This is a genomic window from Ancylobacter crimeensis, from assembly GCF_023016805.1.
Lineage (GTDB): Bacteria > Pseudomonadota > Alphaproteobacteria > Rhizobiales > Xanthobacteraceae > Ancylobacter > Ancylobacter crimeensis.
In genome coordinates, this window is record NZ_JALKCH010000006.1 from 155,957 (window position 1) to 173,100 (window position 17,144).

Here is a 17,144-nt window from a genome sequence, read left to right on the forward strand (position 1 = left end):
AAACCGAAAAACTTTCGTTCGAACCTCTTGCAAGCGCGATTATGTCGTTTTAGGCTTTAATTCGAACATAAAACGAAAGCCTCCCATTTTAAGGGACGGCGTGCCGGGAGAGGACGCGTGACGCTGAGAACGCTCGATCCGTTCTATGACCTCGCCATCATCGGCGGCGGCGTGAATGGCTGCGGCATCGCCCGCGACGCCGCAGGCCGCGGCGCTTCGGTCGTTCTGCTGGAGCAGGGCGACCTTGCAGGCGCCACCTCCTCCGCCTCCACCAAGCTGATCCATGGCGGCCTGCGCTATCTGGAGCACTACGAGTTTCGGCTGGTGCGCGAGGCGCTGCTGGAGCGGGAGGTGCTGTGGTCCATCGCCCCGCACATCATCTGGCCGCTGCGCTTCATCCTGCCCCACCATGCAGGGCTGCGGCCGGCCTGGCTGCTGCGGCTGGGGCTGTTCCTCTACGACCATCTGGGCGGGCGCAAGCTGCTGCCGCCCACCCGCACGCTGGACCTGAAGCGCGATCCCGCCGGCGCTCCGCTGCGCACCGACTATTCCCGCGCCTTCGAATATTCCGACTGCTGGGTGGAGGATAGCCGGCTCGTCGTCCTCAACGCACTCGATGCCGCCGAGCGCGGCGCCGACATCCGCTCCCGCACCCGGGTGGTCTCGGCCGAGCGCCACGAGGCCGAGGGCGAGACCCCCGCCCACTGGCGCCTCGGCGTCGAGGACGGGATCGACGGCACCCGCTCGGAGGTTTCTGCCCGCGTCCTCGTCAACGCCGCCGGCCCGTGGGTACACGAGGTTCTGGCGAAGGTGGTGCGCGCCAACGCCCCGGCCTCGGTGCGGCTCGTGCAAGGCAGCCACATCGTGGTGCCGCGGCTCTATGAGCACGACCGCGCCTACATCTTCCAGAACGCCGACGGGCGCATCATCTTCTCGGTGCCCTATGAAGGCGATTTCACCCTGATCGGCACCACCGACCGCGACTACACCGGTGCCCCCCACGAGGTGAAGGCGAGCAGCGAGGAGATCGCCTATCTCTGCGCCGCGGCCAGCGAATATTTCCGCAAGCCGGTGACGCCTGCCGACGTGGTGTGGACCTATTCCGGCGTGCGCCCGCTCTATGACGACGGCGCCTCCAAGGCGCAGGAGGCGACGCGCGATTATGTGCTGGAGCTCGACGAGACCGCCGGCCAGCCGCCGATGCTCTCGGTGTTCGGCGGCAAGATCACGACCTATCGCCGGCTCGCCGAGCACGCCATCCAAAAGCTGAAGGCTCATCTGCCGGGCGGCGACAAGCCGTCCTGGACCGGCGCCCAGCCCTTGCCGGGCGGGGATTTCGACGTGCGGGACGTCGGCCGGGTGATCGGTCAGGTGCAGCGCGCCCATCCGTGGCTGGATGCGAAACTGACCCGCCGGCTGGTGCGCGCCTATGGCACCCGCGCGCTGCGCCTGCTGGACGGCGCCCGCGGACCGGCCGATCTCGGGCGCAGCTTCGGCACCGACCTGACCGAGGCCGAGGTCCTCTACCTCATCCGCGAGGAATGGGCCCGGAACGCTGCCGACATATTGTGGCGACGCTCCAAGCTCGGCCTGCGGCTCACCGCCGAACAGGCGATCGCGCTGGAGGACTATGTCCGCCAGACCCTTGCCGGCGGTACCGCGCGGCTTCGAACCGCGGGAGGAGTGCGATGAGCCTCGTTCTCGAACAGGTCCGCCGCGATGTCGCCGGGCAGACCCACATTCGCGACATCTCGCTGGAGCTCGCCCGCGGCAGCCTCAACGTGCTGCTCGGCGCGACGCTGGCCGGCAAGACCTCGCTGATGCGCCTCATGGCCGGGCTGGACGCCCCCACCTCCGGCCGCATCATCGCCGACGGCAAGGATGTCACCGGCCTCCCGGTGAAGCACCGCTCGGTGGCCATGGTCTACCAGCAGTTCATCAATTATCCGGCGCTCAGCGTGTATGAGAACATCGCTTCGCCGCTGCGCATCCAGAAACTGCCGCGAGCCGAGATCGATGCCCGGGTGCGCGAGGCGGCGCGGCTGCTGCGCCTCGATCCCTATCTCGACCGCCGGCCGCTGGAGATGTCGGGCGGCCAGCAGCAGCGCTGTGCCATCGCCCGCGCGCTGGTGAAGCGGGCCGACCTCGTTCTGCTCGACGAGCCGCTCGCCAATCTCGACTACAAGCTGCGCGAGGAACTGCGCGAGGAACTGCCCCGCATCTTCGCCTCCACCGGTGCCATCTTCGTCTATGCGACGACGGAGCCGACCGAGGCGCTGCTGCTGGGCGGCGACACCGCGACGCTGCGCGAGGGCGCGCTCACCCAGTTCGGCCCGACGCCGCAGGTCTACCGCCATCCGGTCGACCTCGACACCGCCAGGGTGTTCTCCGACCCGCCGATCAACACGCTGGAGATCGTGAAGGCGGACGGGCGGGTGCGTCTCTCCGGCGCGGCGCCCGTTCCCGCGACGGGTGTCTTCGCCAGCGTGCCGGACGGCACCTATACGCTCGGCGTCCGGGCCCACCACCTCGAACTCGCCACCCCCGGCACGCCGGCACCCGCCGGGGCGCTGAGCCTCGATGCCGAGGTCTCGGTCTCCGAGATCACCGGCTCGGAAAGCTTCGTCCATGTGGATGTCGCGACCGGGGCCGGAAGCCGCCGCCTGACCGCGCTGCTGCCCGGCGTGCGCCGTCTGGAGCCGGGCGCGGCGGTCGCGGTGCACATCGACCCGCTGCACATCCTGCTGTTCGACACGCAAGGCCGGCGCACCGGCCGGCAGCTCGAACAGGCCGCCTGACGCGCGGGCCTTTCGGCCGCCGCCAACGACAAGACGACCCCGGACCACCGGGCACCCGACCCGCCGAACCGCCCGAGGAACGCCCATGGCCAGCATCACGCTCGACGGCCTCGCCCATGCCTACCGGCCCGATCCGCAGGGCCCGAAGGACTATGCGCTGAAGGAGATCAACCATGTCTGGCAGCAGGGCGGCGCCTATGCGCTGCTCGGACCCTCGGGCTGCGGCAAGACCACGCTGCTCAACATCATCTCCGGCCTCGTGATCCCGACCCGCGGGCGCATCCTGTTCGACGGGCGGGACGTGACGCGGCTGCCGACCGAGGCCCGCAACATCGCGCAGGTGTTCCAGTTTCCGGTCGTCTACGACACCATGACGGTGCGCCAGAATCTCGCCTTCCCGCTGAAGAACCGCGGCGTGCCGGCCGAACGCATCCGCGCCCGCGTCGAGGAGATCGCCGACCGGCTCGGCCTGTCCGCCAGCCTCGACCGGAAGGCCTCGAACCTCACCGCCGACGCCAAGCAGAAGATCTCACTCGGCCGCGGGCTGGTGCGCCCGGACGTCGCCGCCATCCTGTTCGACGAGCCGCTGACGGTGATCGACCCGCACCTGAAATGGCAGCTGCGCTCGATGCTGAAGGAGATCCATCGCGCGCTCGACCTCACCATGATCTACGTGACCCACGACCAGACCGAGGCGCTGACCTTCGCCGACAAGGTGGTGGTCATGCATGACGGCGCCGTGGTGCAGACCGGCACGCCGGAAGAACTCTTCGAGCGGCCCGCCCACACCTTCGTCGGGCATTTCATCGGCTCGCCGGGCATGAACGTGCTGCCCGCCACGGTCGAGGGATCGACCGCGCGGATCGGCGACACCACGCTGGCGCTGGCCCACGCCTATCCGCACCTGCCCGCGGGCGCCCGGATCGAGCTCGGCATACGCCCGGAATTCGCCACCCTGGCGGCGCCGGGCGACGGTGTGCCGGCGAAGCTGAATCGCATCGACGACATCGGCCGCGCCCGCATCGCCCGCGCCGAGATCGCCGGCCGCCCCTTCGCCGCCATGGTGCCGGGCGAGGTGCGGCTCGACGGCTCCGAGGCCGGCATCCGCTTCGATCCGCGCCAGATCCACATCTATGCCGACAGCCATCTCGTGACCGGCGAGGCCATCCGCTGATGGAAAAGACCCTCAACAATCGTGCCTGGTGGCTGGTTGCCCCGGTCTTCTTCGTCGTCGCCTTCTCGGCCGTGGTGCCGCTGATGACGGTGGTGAACTATTCGGTGCAGGACACCTTCGGCAACAACCAGTTCTTCTGGAACGGCCTCGGCTGGTTCGGCGAGCTGCTCGACCCCTCCACCGATCTCGGCGGCCGCTTCTTCGCGGCGCTGTGGCGCAATCTGCTGTTCTCCGCGATCATCCTCGCCATCGAGGTGCCGCTCGGCATCCTCGTCGCGCTCTCCATGCCCCGCGACGGCTGGAAGGTCGCCGCCACGCTGGTGCTGATGGCGCTGCCGCTGCTCATCCCATGGAACGTGGTCGGCACCATCTGGCAGGTCTTCGCCCGCACCGACATCGGGCTGCTCGGCTGGGTCGCGAGCGCGCTGGGGCTCGACTACAACTACACCGGCAATGCGCTGCACGCCTGGATCACCATCGTGGTGATGGATGTGTGGCACTGGACCAGCCTCGTCGCGCTGCTCTGCTATGCCGGCCTGAAGTCGATCCCCGACGCCTATTACCAGGCCGCCCGCATCGACGGCGCCTCGCGCTGGGCGATCTTCACCACCATCCAGCTTCCCAAGATGAAGCGGGTGCTGCTGATCGCCGTGCTGCTGCGCTTCATGGACAGCTTCATGATCTACACCGAGCCCTTCGTGCTGACCGGCGGCGGGCCCGGCAACGCCACCACCTTCCTGTCCATCGACCTCGTGAAGCTGGCGCTCGGCCAGTTCGACCTCGGCAAGGCCGCGGCCATGTCGCTGGTCTACAACCTCATCGTGCTGGCCGTGTGCTGGGTCTTCTACACCGTGATGACCCACGCCGGCTCCGGCCGCGCCGAGACGGAGATCGCGCAATGAACCGTTCCTCGCGCGGCGCCACACTGGTGATGGTGCTCTACCTCCTCTTCCTCATGCTGCCGATCTACTGGCTCGTGAACATGAGCCTCAAGACCAATTACGAGATCACCAGCGGCGTCACACTCTGGCCGCGGGCGATCACCTTCGAGCACTACATAAAGATCTTCACCGATTCGAGCTGGTATTCCGGCTACATCAACTCGCTCAGCTATGTGGTGCTGAACACCATCATCTCGATCGGCCTTGCTCTGCCGGCGGCCTATGCCTTCTCCCGCTACCGCTTCGTCGGCGACAAGCACCTGTTCTTCTGGCTGCTGTCGAACCGCATGGCGCCTCCGGCGGTGTTCGCGCTTCCCTTCTTCAACCTCTATTCGGCGATCGGGCTTTTCGACACGCCCTGGGCGGTGGCGCTGGCGCATTGCCTCTTCAACGTGCCGCTGGCGGTGTGGATCCTCGAGGGCTTCATGTCCGGCGTGCCGCGCGAAATCGACGAGACCGCGGCGATCGACGGCTATTCCTTCCCGCGCTTCTTCGTGAAGATCTACATGCCGCTGATCGCCAGCGGCATCGGGGTCGCGGCATTCTTCTGCTTCATGTTCTCCTGGGTGGAGCTGCTGCTCGCCCGCACGCTCACCGCCACCAACGCCAAGCCCATCGCCGCCATCATGACCCGCACCGTCTCGGCGGCGGGCATGGACTGGGGCCTGCTCGCCGCCGCCGGCGTGCTGACCATCATCCCCGGCGCGCTCGTGATCTGGTTCGTGCGCAACTACATCGCCAAGGGCTTTGCCCTGGGGCGGGTCTGAGGAGGCCCTGTCATGGACGAGACCAGCCTTCTGCCCGACAGCCTCGCCTGGATGGCGTGGACCTGGCAGACCGCGGCCTTCTTCGCCACCATCGCGCTGCTGCTCGCCATCTTCACCGTCCTCGCGGTCCGCTTCCCGGAGCGCGAGCGGGTGGGCGTGCTGCGCATCCCGACCACGCGCGGCGACCGCCTGTTCATCACCCTTCTCGGTAGCGCCTTCATCTGCCTTGGCTGGATGGCCTTCGCCAGCGCCGATCTGCGCGGTGACCTGACCTTCGCGCTGCCCATCTGCCTCGTCTACGCGCTGGCGGTGTTCCGCTTCGTGTGACCCCGAACCCCGCCGGCGCCAATCGGCGGAGCCCCTGAAAGAAACGCCGGCGAGAGGCCGGCCACTGGGAGGAAAGACCGAATGCTCCAGATGAACCGCAGGATGCGGCTGATGCTGGCGGCGAGCGCGATGGCGCTCCTCGCCGGGAGTGTGGCCGCGCGCGCCGACGAGGCCGCCGCCAAGAAGTGGATCGACCAGGAATTCCAGCCCTCGACACTGTCGAAGGACGAGCAGCTCAAGGAACTGGACTGGTTCATCAAGGCGGCCGAGCCGTTCAAGGGTATGGAGATCAATGTCGTCTCCGAGACCCTGACCACCCACGAGTATGAATCGAAGGTACTGGCCAAGGCCTTCACCGAGATCACCGGCATCAAGGTGACCCACGACCTTCTGCAGGAAGGCGACGTGGTGGAGAAGATCCAGACCCAGATGCAGTCCGGCAAGAACATCTATGACGGCTGGGTCAACGATTCCGACCTGATCGGCACCCATTTCCGCTATCATCAGGCCATCGCGCTGAGCGACTGGATGGACGGCGACGGCAAGGACGTCACCTCGCCCACCCTCGACATCAAGGACTTCATCGGCACCAGCTTCACAACGGCCCCGGACGGCAAGCTCTACCAGCTTCCCGACCAGCAGTTCGGCAACCTCTACTGGTTCCGCTACGACTGGTTCACCAACCCGGACTACAAGGCGAAGTTCAAGGCCAAGTATGGCTATGAGCTCGGCGTTCCGGTGAACTGGTCCGCCTATGAGGACATCGCCGAGTTCTTCACCAACGAGGTGAAGGAGATCGACGGCGTCCGGGTCTATGGCAACATGGACTACGGCAAGAAGGACCCCTCGCTCGGCTGGCGCTTCACCGATGCGTGGCTCTCCATGGCCGGTTCGGGCGACCGCGGCCTGCCCAACGGCAAGCCGGTCGACGAATGGGGCATCCGCATGGAAGGCTGCCGCCCTGTCGGCTCCACCGTGGAACGCGGCGGCGACACCAACGGCCCGGCCGCGGTCTACTCCATCGTGAAGTATCTGGAGTGGCTGAAGAAGTACACGCCCGCCCAGGCCGCCGGCATGACCTTCTCCGAGGCCGGCCCGGTGCCGGCGCAGGGCAACATCGCCCAGCAGATGTTCTGGTACACCGCCTTCACGGCCGACATGGTGAAGCCCGGCCTGCCGGTGGTGAATGCCGACGGCACGCCGAAATGGCGCGTCGCCCCCTCGCCCAAGGGCGCCTACTGGAAGGACGGCATGAAGCTCGGCTACCAGGACGTGGGATCCTGGACGCTGCTGAAGTCCACCCCGGTCGATCGCCGCAAGGCAGCCTGGCTGTACGCCCAGTTCGTGACCTCCAAGACCGTCTCGCTGAAGAAGAGCCATGTCGGCCTCACCTTCATCCGCGAGAGCGACATCTGGGACAAGAGCTTCACCGAACGCGCGCCCAAGCTCGGCGGCCTGATCGAGTTCTACCGCTCGCCGGCCCGCAAGCAGTGGACCCCGACCGGCGTCAACGTGCCGGACTATCCCAAACTCGCGCAGCTCTGGTGGCAGAACATCGGCGATGCCTCCTCGGGCGCCAAGAGCCCGCAGGAAGCCATGGATGCGCTCGCGGCGGCGCAGGAATCGGTGATGGCGCGCCTCGAGAAGTCCGGTGTCCAGGGTGAATGCGGTCCCAAGCTGAACGAGAAGCACCCGATGGAGTATTGGGTCGATCTTGCCAAGAAGGAAGGCAACCTCGCCCCTCAGCCCAAGCTCGCCAATGAGAAGCCGCAGGGCGAGACGGTCGACTACGACACCCTCATCAAGTCCTGGCCGGCCACCCCGCCCAAGCGGGACTGATCGAACAGGCTGATCGACAGGAGGCGGCCCCGCCGGGCCGGGGCCGCCTCGAACCATGCCGGCCGACGGTGCATCCTTGCCGCCTCGCTTCGGCGACGGGCTCCGCCAGATGGGTTTCGCCAGATGGATTCCGCATGACGACCTGCATCCTCGCCATCGACCAGGGCACCACCTCGACGCGCGCCATCCTGTTCCGGCCGGACACCTCGGTCGCGGCCAGCGCACAGCAGGAATTTCCGCAGCACTTCCCGGCCTCCGGCTGGGTGGAGCACGAGGCGGACGATCTCTGGCAGACCACGCTGGACACCTGCCGGGAAGCGATGGCGCGCGCCCATGCGAGCGCCGCCGACATCGCGGCGATCGGCATCACCAACCAGCGCGAAACCACCGTGGTCTGGGATCGCGCCACTGGCCGCGCCATCCACCGTGCCATCGTGTGGCAGGACCGCCGCACCGCAGAGCTGTGCGCCGCGCTGAAGGCGGACGGCCATGAGCCCGAGGTGTCGGCCCGCACCGGGCTCATCCTCGATCCCTATTTCTCCGGCACCAAGATCGCCTGGATCCTCGACAACGTGCCCGGCGCGCGGGCGCGGGCGGAGCGCGGCGAACTGGCCTTCGGAACGGTGGACAGCTTCCTGCTGTGGCATCTCACCGGCGGAGCGGTGCACGCCACCGACGCCACCAATGCCGCCCGGACGCTGCTCTTCAACATCCATACCGGGGCGTGGGACCCGGAGCTGCTCGCCTTGCTGCGCGTGCCGGCCTCGCTGCTGCCGGAGGTGAAGGATTCCTCCGCCGATTTCGGCACCACTCTGCCGGAGCTGTTCGGCGGGCCGATCGCGATCTGCGGCATCGCCGGCGACCAGCAGGCGGCAACCGTGGGACAGGCCTGCTTCGAGCCGGGTATGATCAAGTCGACCTACGGCACCGGCTGCTTCGCGCTACTCAACACCGGCACCACGGTCGTCGCCTCGAAGAACAAGCTGCTCTCGACCATTGCCTACCAGCTCGACGGCGTCAGGACCTATGCGCTGGAAGGCTCGATCTTTGTCGCCGGGGCCGCGGTGCAGTGGCTGCGCGACGGACTCGGCATCATCCGTACCTCGGCCGAGAGCGAGGAGCTGGCCCTGGCCGCGGACCCGGCGCAGGAGATCTATCTGGTGCCGGCCTTCGTCGGCATGGGCGCGCCACACTGGAATCCGGACGTGCGCGGCGCCCTGTTCGGGCTCACCCGCGCCACCACCGGCGCCGAGATCGCGCTCGCGACGCTGGAAAGCGTCTGCTACCAGACCGCCGACCTGATCGACGCGATGCAGACCGACTGGCGCGATGCCCGGCACGCTACGCCCGGCGAGGCGGCACCCGGCGAGATGGTGCTGCGGGTCGATGGCGGCATGGTGGCGTCGAGCCTTGCCATGCAGCGCCTGTCCGACCTGCTGGCCGCGCCGGTCGATCGCCCGGTGGTGAAGGAGACCACGGCGCTCGGCGCCGCCTATCTGGCGGGGCTGCGGGCGGGACTGTTTCCCCCGCCCGCGCGCTTCGCCGACGGCTGGCGGCTCGACCGCCGCTTCGTGCCGACCATGGAACCGGCCCAGCGCACGCGCAAGCTCGCCGGCTGGCACGATGCGGTGCGCCGGCTGACCATGCCCTGACGGGAAACGAGGCTCGTCAGACGATGCGGAAGATCGTCGCGAAGCCGGAAATGTCGAACACCTCGCGCACATGCGGCTGCAGGCCGGACAGGCTGAGGTCGCGCTGCGCCGCCTTCATCTGCTTGCCGGCGATGAGCAGGGAGCGTAGGCCCGAGCTGGCGATGTAGTCGACCTGGCTCATGTCGATCACGATGGCGCCGGGCACGTCCCGGATGGTGTCGCACAGAGAAGCCTCGAAGGTCTTGGCGTGCACGGTGTCGAGCCGCCCCTTCACCCGAACCACGGTGTGGTCGTCCTGCTGCTCGCTGTCGATCTGCATCGGAAAGGCCCTTGGGTCTGCGAAAGGCGGGTTCTGCGGCGCCGTCATCCGGCGGTGTCGAGCCGGGTGCCGAGTATCAGTCTGTTATTGCCGTCGACGTGGCAATACGAAAATTCGTCCAGCAGGTGGCGCATCAGCTGGATGCCGTGGCCGCCGACTTCCGCCTCCTCGATCGAGGCGGCATTCACCACGTCCGGCTTGCATGTCGGGTCGAAGGGCACACCGTTGTCGGTGATCCGCAGGCGGGCCAGACCCGTCGCGCGCGCATAATCGAGCCGGATCTGCGCGCGGGCCTTGCCTTCGGCGGGAAAGGCGTAGGACAGCACATTCACGAGCGCTTCCTCGAGGCCGAGCTGGAGCTTGAACAGCACCGCCTCCGGCAGCCCGTCGCGATTGGCGAGCGCCTCGAGCCAGCCGGCCGCGCGCGGCAATTCGTTGAGCTCCGGCGCAAGGGCGAGGCTGTCGCCGCCGGCGAAGCCGTCACCGGAATCCGCGCCCACCTCGTCAGCCAACACGGCCTCCACTTTCTTCCGTTGCGACACTGGCAACGGTCGCGCAGGATATGCAAACGCACTAAGAAGATACCACGGTGAGCGGATCGCCGAATCGGTATGTCTGCGGACAGGATGGCTCTTGTGCTGCATCGCCGCCAGCTTCTCGGCGCAGGCGCCGCCGGCCTGGGTGGGGCCGTGCTTGGCCGGCTACGGCTGGCGCGGGCGGCCGAGGGCTTCCGCATCCTGATGGTGACGCGCGGCCCCGACACGGATATCGAGCGCGGCTTTCGCGATTACCTCGCCTCCGAGAACGTGCCGGCCGCCATCAGCGCGCTGCGGCTCGATCTCGGCGCGTCGGATGCGTCGTCCACGCCTGGAACATCCGCGCCTTCGCTGCGGACCCGGGTCGAGGCGATGACGCCGGACCTCGTCTACACCGCCTCCAGCCCGCCGACGCTCGCCGTGGTCGGGCCGTATGACGCCCCCGATCCGCAGGCCTATGTGCGCGACCGGCCGGTGGTCTTCGCCAACATCACCTTCCCGATCCAGGCCCGCATCGTGCCCTCGCTGGAGCATCCCGGCGGCAACGTCACGGGCGCGATCTCGCTGGTGCCGACCGACATCCAGCTCCGCGCAATGCAGTCCTACCGCCCCTTTACCACGTTGGGAGTGCTGCATTCCGATGGGCGGGGCGAAACGCTGGCGATGATTGCCGAAGTGAAGGCGTGGTGCGAGCGGGCCAGGATCACCGTCGTGGAACGCGTCATCCCGCTCGGCGCGGATGGGCGGCCCGAAGCCGGCAATGTCGCCGGCTTCGTCGGCGAAATGGCGCAGGCCGGTGCGCAATGGCTGTACCTCGCTCCCGAGCCCTTCTTCGAAACCGTGTATCACGACGCCAATCAGGCGGCGCTGGCTCACGGCATCCCGGTCTTCGGCTCCTCCGAGGAAGCGGTGCGCTTCGGCGCGCTGGCCGGGCTCGTGGCGCGCGGCTATTCCATCGGTCAGCTCGCGGCCAGCAAGGCGGTGCAGATCCTCGTCGAGAAGGTTCCACCCGGCACGATCGCGGTGCAGCCGCTCAAGCGGTTCTCGCTGACGATCAACATCACCGTGGCCAAGAAGCTCGGCATCTACCCGCCGATCGAGATGCTCAATTACGCGGAGATCATTGCGTGAGCGTCACCCGCAGGCTGGTCGCGATCGCGGTGCTGGCGCTGGTGGCGCTGGCTGCGGTCGTGGCCACGCTCGGAGATGTCGCGGGACGCGAGGTCGGCCAGAAGGTGGGGCGCGGGCGCTCCACCTATCTGCTCGGCGTGCTGCGCACCGCCGCCGAAACCAACCTCTCCTTCGGCGTGCCGCTGGAGCAGATCAGCACCATGCAGGCGCTGATCGAGCGGGAGAAGATCTCCAACCCACAGATCCTCGCCATCGACATCTTCTATCCGGAAGGGCGCGCGGTGTTCAGCACGGATCGCGGCGCGCTCGGCGAACCGGTGCCGGCGAGCTGGGTGGAGGCGCTGCAGCACCACAGTCCCTGGCGGCTCGACGAGCATGGCGAGATCATCTTCGGCACCAGCATCGAGAACGATATCGGCGAGACCGGCGGGGGTATCGCCATCACCACCTCGGACGCCGAGCGGGCCAATCGGGAGGCGGCGCTGCGGCTGGACCTCATCGGCCTCACGCTCGTGGTGGCCGGTGCCGGCGCGCTGTTCGCTGCTCTGCTGATGGGCGTTCTCGCCCACACCGTGGAGCGCCCCTTCGCCCGCGCCCTCAGGACGCTGACCGGCACGATGTCGCACGCCGCGCCGCGCAGCCGGCTCGGCGCGCTGGCCTTCGAGGCGCGGCAGCGCTGGCGCGAGGCACATCGCGCTGCGGAACGTGCCAATGACCACCTCAGGGCGATCGACGATGCCTGAACGCCCGGGCTTCCTGTTCCGCCACGCGGCGACGCTCGCCTGCGGCCTTGCGACCTTCCTCGTCGTCGCCCTGCTCGGCTGGGTGGGGGCGAGCTTCGCGCTCGCCCGCTTCACCGACACCATCAAGACCAATTCCTCCGACGACGTCGCCGCCATCGGCACCTCGGTCGCCAACGCCCTTGCGCAGCAATTCGAGCGGGCATTGACCTATGGCGTGCCGCTGGAGAAGCTGCCCGGCATCGAGGCCTATCTCGCCCGAACCGCCCACGACATTCCCGGCGTCGCCCGCATCGTGGTACGGCTCTCCAACGGGCAGGAGCTGCGCGCCGATTCCGAAAGCGGCAACGGCGATGCCAGCCGCGAGACCGTGTTCGCCCAGCTCATCGCGGACGGCGTCAATCACGGCCAGATCGAGGTGCTGACCGACGCCAGCGAGCTGACCGGCTCGCTCACCGCCCTGCATCGCATGATCGCCCCCCTCGTGCTCGGCTTTGCCACGCTCGCAGGCCTTCTCGCCGCCTTCACCGTGGGGGCGGGTGTCGATTCGCGGCGCGCCGAGCTGACGCTCCATCTGCGCCGGAATGCGGAAGGGCGCTTCGGGGAGGGCAGTCCCGTCCCGATGCTGCGCGGGCGCGACCGCATCGCCCGCACCTTTCGCGCGCTGCGCAACGGGGAACAACACGTGCTGGAGGAACAGGCCGCGGTCGAGGCCTATGCCGAAGAGCTGCTGGGTGTGGATTTCGACGACCAGCTCCGCCCACGCATCGAGGCCGCGGTCCGCAGCCTTCACGGTCGGACGGCGGCGCCCGGGGCCGTGCGCGAGGACGGGCGCTGATGCTGCTGCGCACCCGGATCACCCTCCTCGTCGCCATCGGCTTCGTGCTGGTGCTCGCGGTGCTGACCATCGCCAACCGATTGAGCGACCAGCAGGACGAGGCCCGCTTCGCCTCCATCGCCACGCTCTCCCGCTCGGCGCTGTGGGAGGAGATCGTGCGCGGCGCCAGTGGCAGCCTCACTGCTCTGCAGGACGATCTGCAGGACAGCCCCGCCTTTCGGAACGCCGCTCATGCCGGAGACCGTGCCGGCATGTTGGCGGCGTTGTCCGCACAGGGCCTCGCGGTCGGCCCCGGCGATACCGGGACCATGGTGGTGCTGATCGGCTCCGACCGCGAGCCGGTCGCGACCTTCGGCGCCTTCGACGCACCGGCGCCGGCCGGCGCCGCACAAGGCGGCGGAGCGGATGGAGGGACAGCGGCTCGGGCGGGAACGACCACCGCAACCGCCACCGCCCTCCTCGATGCCGGCACGCTGGACCGGGTGCTGGGCGGCCGCCGGGTCGCCGGCCTGCGCCAACTCTCCGCGAACGCCTATGTGCTGCTCGCCGCCCGGCAGATCGACATCGGCAACGGCCCGACGGCGCTCCTCATTGCCCGCAGCACCGAAGAGATCCTCTCCCATTTCGCCGAGCTGACCGAAGCCGGTGCCACGCTGGTGACGCTGCGCGGGCGCACGGCCGGTTCGACCGATGCCGAATTGTGGCAGCAGGCGGTGCCGGAACTCGGCAACGGTTTCACCCCCCGCATGCCCCTGGTGGAGCAGATCGGGATCGACGGGCGCTATTTCAGCTTCATCAGCGTTCCGATCACCGACATCACCGGCAGCGTGACCGGCGCGGTCGCCACGTTGCGCGACATCACCGACACCTTCGGTCCGTCGCGCTTCATAGCGCGGACCTCGCTCATCGGCGCGCTGGCGCTGTCGCTCATCGGGATCATCGGCCTCAACCTCTATCTGTGGCGAGGCTTCCGTCCGCTGGAAAGCGCGATCGGCGCACTGCAGGCCATCGCCCGCGGCGATCTTTCGGCCCGGCTGGAAGCGACCGGCACGCGCGACGAGATCGGCCGCATCGCTGAGGCGGTGGACACGTTTCGCAGCAACGCCCGCGCGCTCGCCGACGCCCGCGTGCAGCGCGAGCGCATCCGCCGCCGGCAGGAGGCGGTGATCCGGCATGAGCTGGAGGGGCTCGCTGCCGCGCTCGATTCGGTCGGCCGCGAAGGCGTGCTCTCGCTGCTCGACCGCAAGGCCGGGGAGGGCGCGCCGGAGGATCCGCTGCGGCGGCTGGCGGGGGTGATGCGCGATCTCTCGCGCCGCATCGTCGAACAGCACCAGACCCTGTCCTCCATGGTGCACGAGCTGCGCGAGGCCCTGATCACCAAGACCAAGCTGGCCGGCCTGCAGCAGGAGCTGGAGATCGCCCGGCAGGTGCAGCTCGCCATCCTGCCCCGCGACGTGCCGCGCGACGCCCGGATCGAGGTGAGCGGCCACATGACGCCGGCCAATGAGGTGGGCGGCGACTTCTTCGACTATTTCATGCTGGACCGGAATACCCTGGGCTTCGTCATCGCCGACGTCTCCGGCAAGGGCGTACCGGCGGCGCTGTTCATGGCGATCTCGCGCACGCTGCTGAAATCGACCGCGCTGTTCGAGCCCTCGCCCGCGCAATGCCTGCGCCGCATCAACGACGTGCTCGCCGCCGAGAACGACCAGATGCTGTTCGTAACCCTCGTCTACGGCGTGCTCGACCTGAGAAGCGGCCGGGTGACCTATGTCAATGCCGGGCACAATCCGCCTTATCGCATCGACGCCGGTCATCCGCCCTTCACGCTGCCCTCGACGGGGGGCATGGCGGTGGCGGTGGTGGAGGACTTCCCCTATGCCGAGGGCGAGCTGACGCTCGCGCCCGGCGAGACGCTGTTCCTCTTCACCGACGGGGTGACGGAGGCCTTCGATCCCGACGGGGAGGCCTATGGCGATGCCCGGCTCGTCGACGTGCTGGACGCATCCTGCACCCCGGACACCTCGCCCGCCGCCCTCACCGAGGCGGTGCGGGCTTCGGTACGCCGCTTCGAGCGTGGCGCACCGCCGGCCGACGACCTCACCTGCCTCGTGGTGCGCTATCGCGGACCGGGCGAGGCGAGCGTGAGCTGAACGGCACGCGGTGCATCAATGGTTGAAATGCAGCGTGACGTGGGCAAACCCGTCGCGCGTGCCGGCGCGCACCCGGTCGGCCAGTCGCTCGATCAGCACATGGGAAACATTGGCGATCGCCGCGTCGATGGCCGCATCGTCGGCGTCGAACAGGGCGTTCAGGTCGGGCGCGGCGACGGCGGGACGAAGCACGAGCGGCGGGCCGCTGTGTACGATGTCGACATCGAGGTTGAACTCGTCGAACCGCGCCTGGATCGCGATGGGATGGCGGCCTTCGCCGGCACCGGCGATGAACTCCGCCGCCTCCAGCGCGGCCAGCGTCGCACGCTTGACCACCTCGCGCCGCGCTGCCCAGGCGCCGCCCTGGATTTCCAGGAACTCGACGATGGCCTGCGAGGCTTCCGCCGGCGAAGATGGCAGCTCGCGCCGCGCCTTCATGGCGGTGCCGAGCCGGAACAGAAGGTTCAGCGACACCGCGGTGATGCCGGCCATGACGAAGCCGCTGCCGACCATGTGGTGCAGCGCCTCCGGCACGTTCGCGACGATGCCGGGCAGCAGCATGACGCCGAGCCCGATGGTGATCGAGATGCCGATCATGAACACGCCGCGGCTGTCGAGTTCGCGCGAGGCGGCGAGTTCGAGGCCGGAGACGATGAAGAAGGCGGCGGCATAGATCTCGACCCCGCCGATCACCGCGTCCGGGATCAGGGTCAGCGCCAGCGTCGCCAGCGGCATCAGCGCCACCAGAAGGATCATCGCCGCCGCAGCCAGGCCGACATAGCGCGAGGTGCAACGCGTGGCGTGGGCGAGGCCGATATTGGCGGAAGAGGTGGCATTGGTCATGCCGCCGAGGAAGCCGGTCGCGATATTGGCGATGCCGGCGCCGAGGATGCTGCTGCCCACCATCTTCATGTCGGCGCGGTGCCAGTCGGCATCGTCCATCTTGTCCATGATGACGACGCTGGCGAAGGTGTCGAGTTGCACGAGCAGGGCGACGATGCCGACCACCACCAGCGCGCTCGCCGGAACGGAGAAATCCGGGCTCGGCAGCTTCGGCAGGGCGAAGACCGGCGCCGAGGCGAAGCGCTCCGCTCCCTCGACATAGCCGCACAACGCCGCGACGATCACGCCCGCGAGGATGCCCGCCATGAGGCTGAACAGCTTCATCGGCCGATTGCCCCAGATCGAGAAACCGACGATGACCGCCAGCGTGACGCCGGAGATCAGTATGCTTGGCAGGTCGACCGCAAAGGTCGCGTTGAGGCCCAGGGAATGCTTCAGCGCGCCGGAGATCAGCGTGAAGCCGCCGACGCACACCACCACGCCGATGACGGTGGGCGGGAAGAGCGGACGCAGATGAGGCAGCAGCCGGCTGATGACGATGCCCGCTATGCCCGCGGTGATGCCGAGCGGCACCAGGCTGCCCAGCCCGTAGGCTGCCACGATGGAAGCGACGAAGGGCGCCATCACCGGATCCGGCAGGTGGACGATCAGCGCGCCGGCACCGATGCGCCCGCCGAAGGACTGGAAGAACGTCGCGATCGCCATGCCGATGATGGTGCAGGCGAGGAAGGACTGGGTGTCCTCCAGCGAAAGCCCCGCCATCTTCGCCGCCACCAGCGCATAGGACGACAGCGCGATCGCCATGCCGGCATGCTGCACGCCGAGGCCGAAGATGAGCCCGGCACCGGGACGGTCATCCGCGCCATAGGCCAGGTCTGCCGGCTTGCGCCGCTTCCGGGACGGCGGCAGCCGGAAGGCGGACAAAAAGCCCCCGGCGGCGGGCGAATGAGCGGCGGACGAGCGAGAGAACATGTTGATCCTGCGGCAGATGCGGGCGTGACAGGGCGGAGCGGCTTATATCCCTGGAGGTAAACACTCACCCGACGCGAGGCCGGAGGCAATCGCCGGGCACGCGCATGATTGCCG

The 17,144-nt window shown here is 68.3% G+C and carries 15 protein-coding genes; 12 read left to right on the forward strand and 3 right to left on the reverse strand.

What is annotated here, in order from left to right; translation table 11 throughout:
* The first annotated feature begins 123 nt into the window (after positions 1-123).
* From glpD to glpK, 8 genes are all read left to right on the forward strand, one after another.
* Positions 124-1,692 (forward strand): glycerol-3-phosphate dehydrogenase, encoded by a 1,569-nt coding sequence (gene glpD, locus MWN34_RS10410; protein WP_247029377.1) that lies wholly within the window; start codon positions 124-126, stop codon positions 1,690-1,692.
* Positions 1,689-2,798, forward strand: coding sequence for an ABC transporter ATP-binding protein (locus MWN34_RS10415; RefSeq protein WP_247029020.1), 1,110 nt, complete (start codon positions 1,689-1,691; stop codon positions 2,796-2,798). Before glpD ends, MWN34_RS10415 begins: the two co-directional genes overlap by 4 nt.
* Positions 2,799-2,883: 85 nt before the next feature.
* Positions 2,884-3,972 (forward strand): ABC transporter ATP-binding protein, encoded by a 1,089-nt coding sequence (locus MWN34_RS10420; RefSeq protein ID WP_247029021.1) that lies wholly within the window; start codon positions 2,884-2,886, stop codon positions 3,970-3,972.
* A complete protein-coding gene (locus MWN34_RS10425; RefSeq protein WP_247029022.1) occupies positions 3,972-4,874 on the forward strand; it encodes a carbohydrate ABC transporter permease in 903 nt (300 codons plus the stop codon). The genes MWN34_RS10420 and MWN34_RS10425 overlap by 1 nt, the downstream gene beginning before the upstream one ends.
* A complete protein-coding gene (locus tag MWN34_RS10430; protein ID WP_247029024.1) occupies positions 4,871-5,680 on the forward strand; it encodes a carbohydrate ABC transporter permease in 810 nt (269 codons plus the stop codon). The genes MWN34_RS10425 and MWN34_RS10430 overlap by 4 nt, the downstream gene beginning before the upstream one ends.
* A 12-nt stretch (positions 5,681-5,692) precedes the next feature.
* Complete coding sequence (locus MWN34_RS10435) at positions 5,693-6,007, forward strand: DUF2160 domain-containing protein (protein WP_247029026.1); 315 nt, start codon at positions 5,693-5,695, stop codon at positions 6,005-6,007.
* 81 nt (positions 6,008-6,088) lie between these two features.
* Positions 6,089-7,846, forward strand: coding sequence for an ABC transporter substrate-binding protein (locus MWN34_RS10440; RefSeq protein WP_247029028.1), 1,758 nt, complete (start codon positions 6,089-6,091; stop codon positions 7,844-7,846).
* A gap of 134 nt (positions 7,847-7,980) precedes the next feature.
* On the forward strand, positions 7,981-9,498 hold the full coding sequence (gene glpK, locus MWN34_RS10445) for a glycerol kinase GlpK (protein ID WP_247029030.1): 1,518 nt from the start codon (positions 7,981-7,983) through the stop codon (positions 9,496-9,498).
* A gap of 16 nt (positions 9,499-9,514) precedes the next feature.
* Here glpK and MWN34_RS10450 read toward each other — a convergent pair whose 3' ends face one another.
* Together MWN34_RS10450 and MWN34_RS10455 are read right to left on the reverse strand one after the other, a co-directional pair.
* Positions 9,515-9,817, reverse strand: coding sequence for an STAS domain-containing protein (locus MWN34_RS10450; RefSeq protein ID WP_247029032.1), 303 nt, complete (start codon positions 9,815-9,817; stop codon positions 9,515-9,517).
* Between the two features lie 44 nt (positions 9,818-9,861).
* Entirely contained in the window at positions 9,862-10,329 is a 468-nt protein-coding gene (locus MWN34_RS10455) for an ATP-binding protein (RefSeq protein WP_247029034.1), read from the reverse strand.
* Positions 10,330-10,452: 123 nt separating this feature from the next.
* Here MWN34_RS10455 and MWN34_RS10460 point away from each other — a divergent pair, with 123 nt between their 5' ends.
* The 4 genes from MWN34_RS10460 to MWN34_RS10475 are packed head-to-tail and all read left to right on the forward strand — an operon-like array spanning position 10,453 to position 15,215.
* Positions 10,453-11,484: an ABC transporter substrate binding protein gene (locus MWN34_RS10460; protein WP_247029035.1), complete on the forward strand. Its 1,032-nt coding sequence runs from the start codon at positions 10,453-10,455 to the stop codon at positions 11,482-11,484.
* Complete coding sequence (locus MWN34_RS10465; protein ID WP_247029037.1) at positions 11,481-12,227, forward strand: hypothetical protein; 747 nt, start codon at positions 11,481-11,483, stop codon at positions 12,225-12,227. The genes MWN34_RS10460 and MWN34_RS10465 overlap by 4 nt, the downstream gene beginning before the upstream one ends.
* Complete coding sequence (locus tag MWN34_RS10470; RefSeq protein ID WP_247029039.1) at positions 12,220-13,062, forward strand: hypothetical protein; 843 nt, start codon at positions 12,220-12,222, stop codon at positions 13,060-13,062. The genes MWN34_RS10465 and MWN34_RS10470 overlap by 8 nt, the downstream gene beginning before the upstream one ends.
* Positions 13,062-15,215 (forward strand): SpoIIE family protein phosphatase, encoded by a 2,154-nt coding sequence (locus tag MWN34_RS10475; RefSeq protein WP_247029041.1) that lies wholly within the window; start codon positions 13,062-13,064, stop codon positions 15,213-15,215. The genes MWN34_RS10470 and MWN34_RS10475 overlap by 1 nt, the downstream gene beginning before the upstream one ends.
* Before the next feature lie 15 nt (positions 15,216-15,230).
* Here the strand turns inward: MWN34_RS10475 and MWN34_RS10480 are convergent, their stop codons facing one another.
* On the reverse strand, positions 15,231-17,030 hold the full coding sequence (locus MWN34_RS10480) for a uracil-xanthine permease family protein (RefSeq protein WP_247029043.1): 1,800 nt from the start codon (positions 17,028-17,030) through the stop codon (positions 15,231-15,233).
* Positions 17,031-17,144 lie beyond the last annotated feature (114 nt).

Coding starts and splice junctions, on each gene's coding strand:
- MWN34_RS10415 (WP_247029020.1), top strand. CDS start 1,689: ATGAGCCTCGTTCTCGAACAGGTCCGCCGCGATGTCGCCGGGCAGACC.
- MWN34_RS10420 (WP_247029021.1), top strand. CDS start 2,884: ATGGCCAGCATCACGCTCGACGGCCTCGCCCATGCCTACCGGCCCGAT.
- MWN34_RS10425 (WP_247029022.1), top strand. CDS start 3,972: ATGGAAAAGACCCTCAACAATCGTGCCTGGTGGCTGGTTGCCCCGGTC.
- MWN34_RS10430 (WP_247029024.1), top strand. CDS start 4,871: ATGAACCGTTCCTCGCGCGGCGCCACACTGGTGATGGTGCTCTACCTC.
- MWN34_RS10435 (WP_247029026.1), top strand. CDS start 5,693: ATGGACGAGACCAGCCTTCTGCCCGACAGCCTCGCCTGGATGGCGTGG.
- MWN34_RS10440 (WP_247029028.1), top strand. CDS start 6,089: ATGCTCCAGATGAACCGCAGGATGCGGCTGATGCTGGCGGCGAGCGCG.
- glpK (WP_247029030.1), top strand. CDS start 7,981: ATGACGACCTGCATCCTCGCCATCGACCAGGGCACCACCTCGACGCGC.
- MWN34_RS10450 (WP_247029032.1), bottom strand. CDS start 9,817: ATGCAGATCGACAGCGAGCAGCAGGACGACCACACCGTGGTTCGGGTG.
- MWN34_RS10470 (WP_247029039.1), top strand. CDS start 12,220: ATGCCTGAACGCCCGGGCTTCCTGTTCCGCCACGCGGCGACGCTCGCC.
- MWN34_RS10475 (WP_247029041.1), top strand. CDS start 13,062: ATGCTGCTGCGCACCCGGATCACCCTCCTCGTCGCCATCGGCTTCGTG.
- MWN34_RS10480 (WP_247029043.1), bottom strand. CDS start 17,030: ATGTTCTCTCGCTCGTCCGCCGCTCATTCGCCCGCCGCCGGGGGCTTT.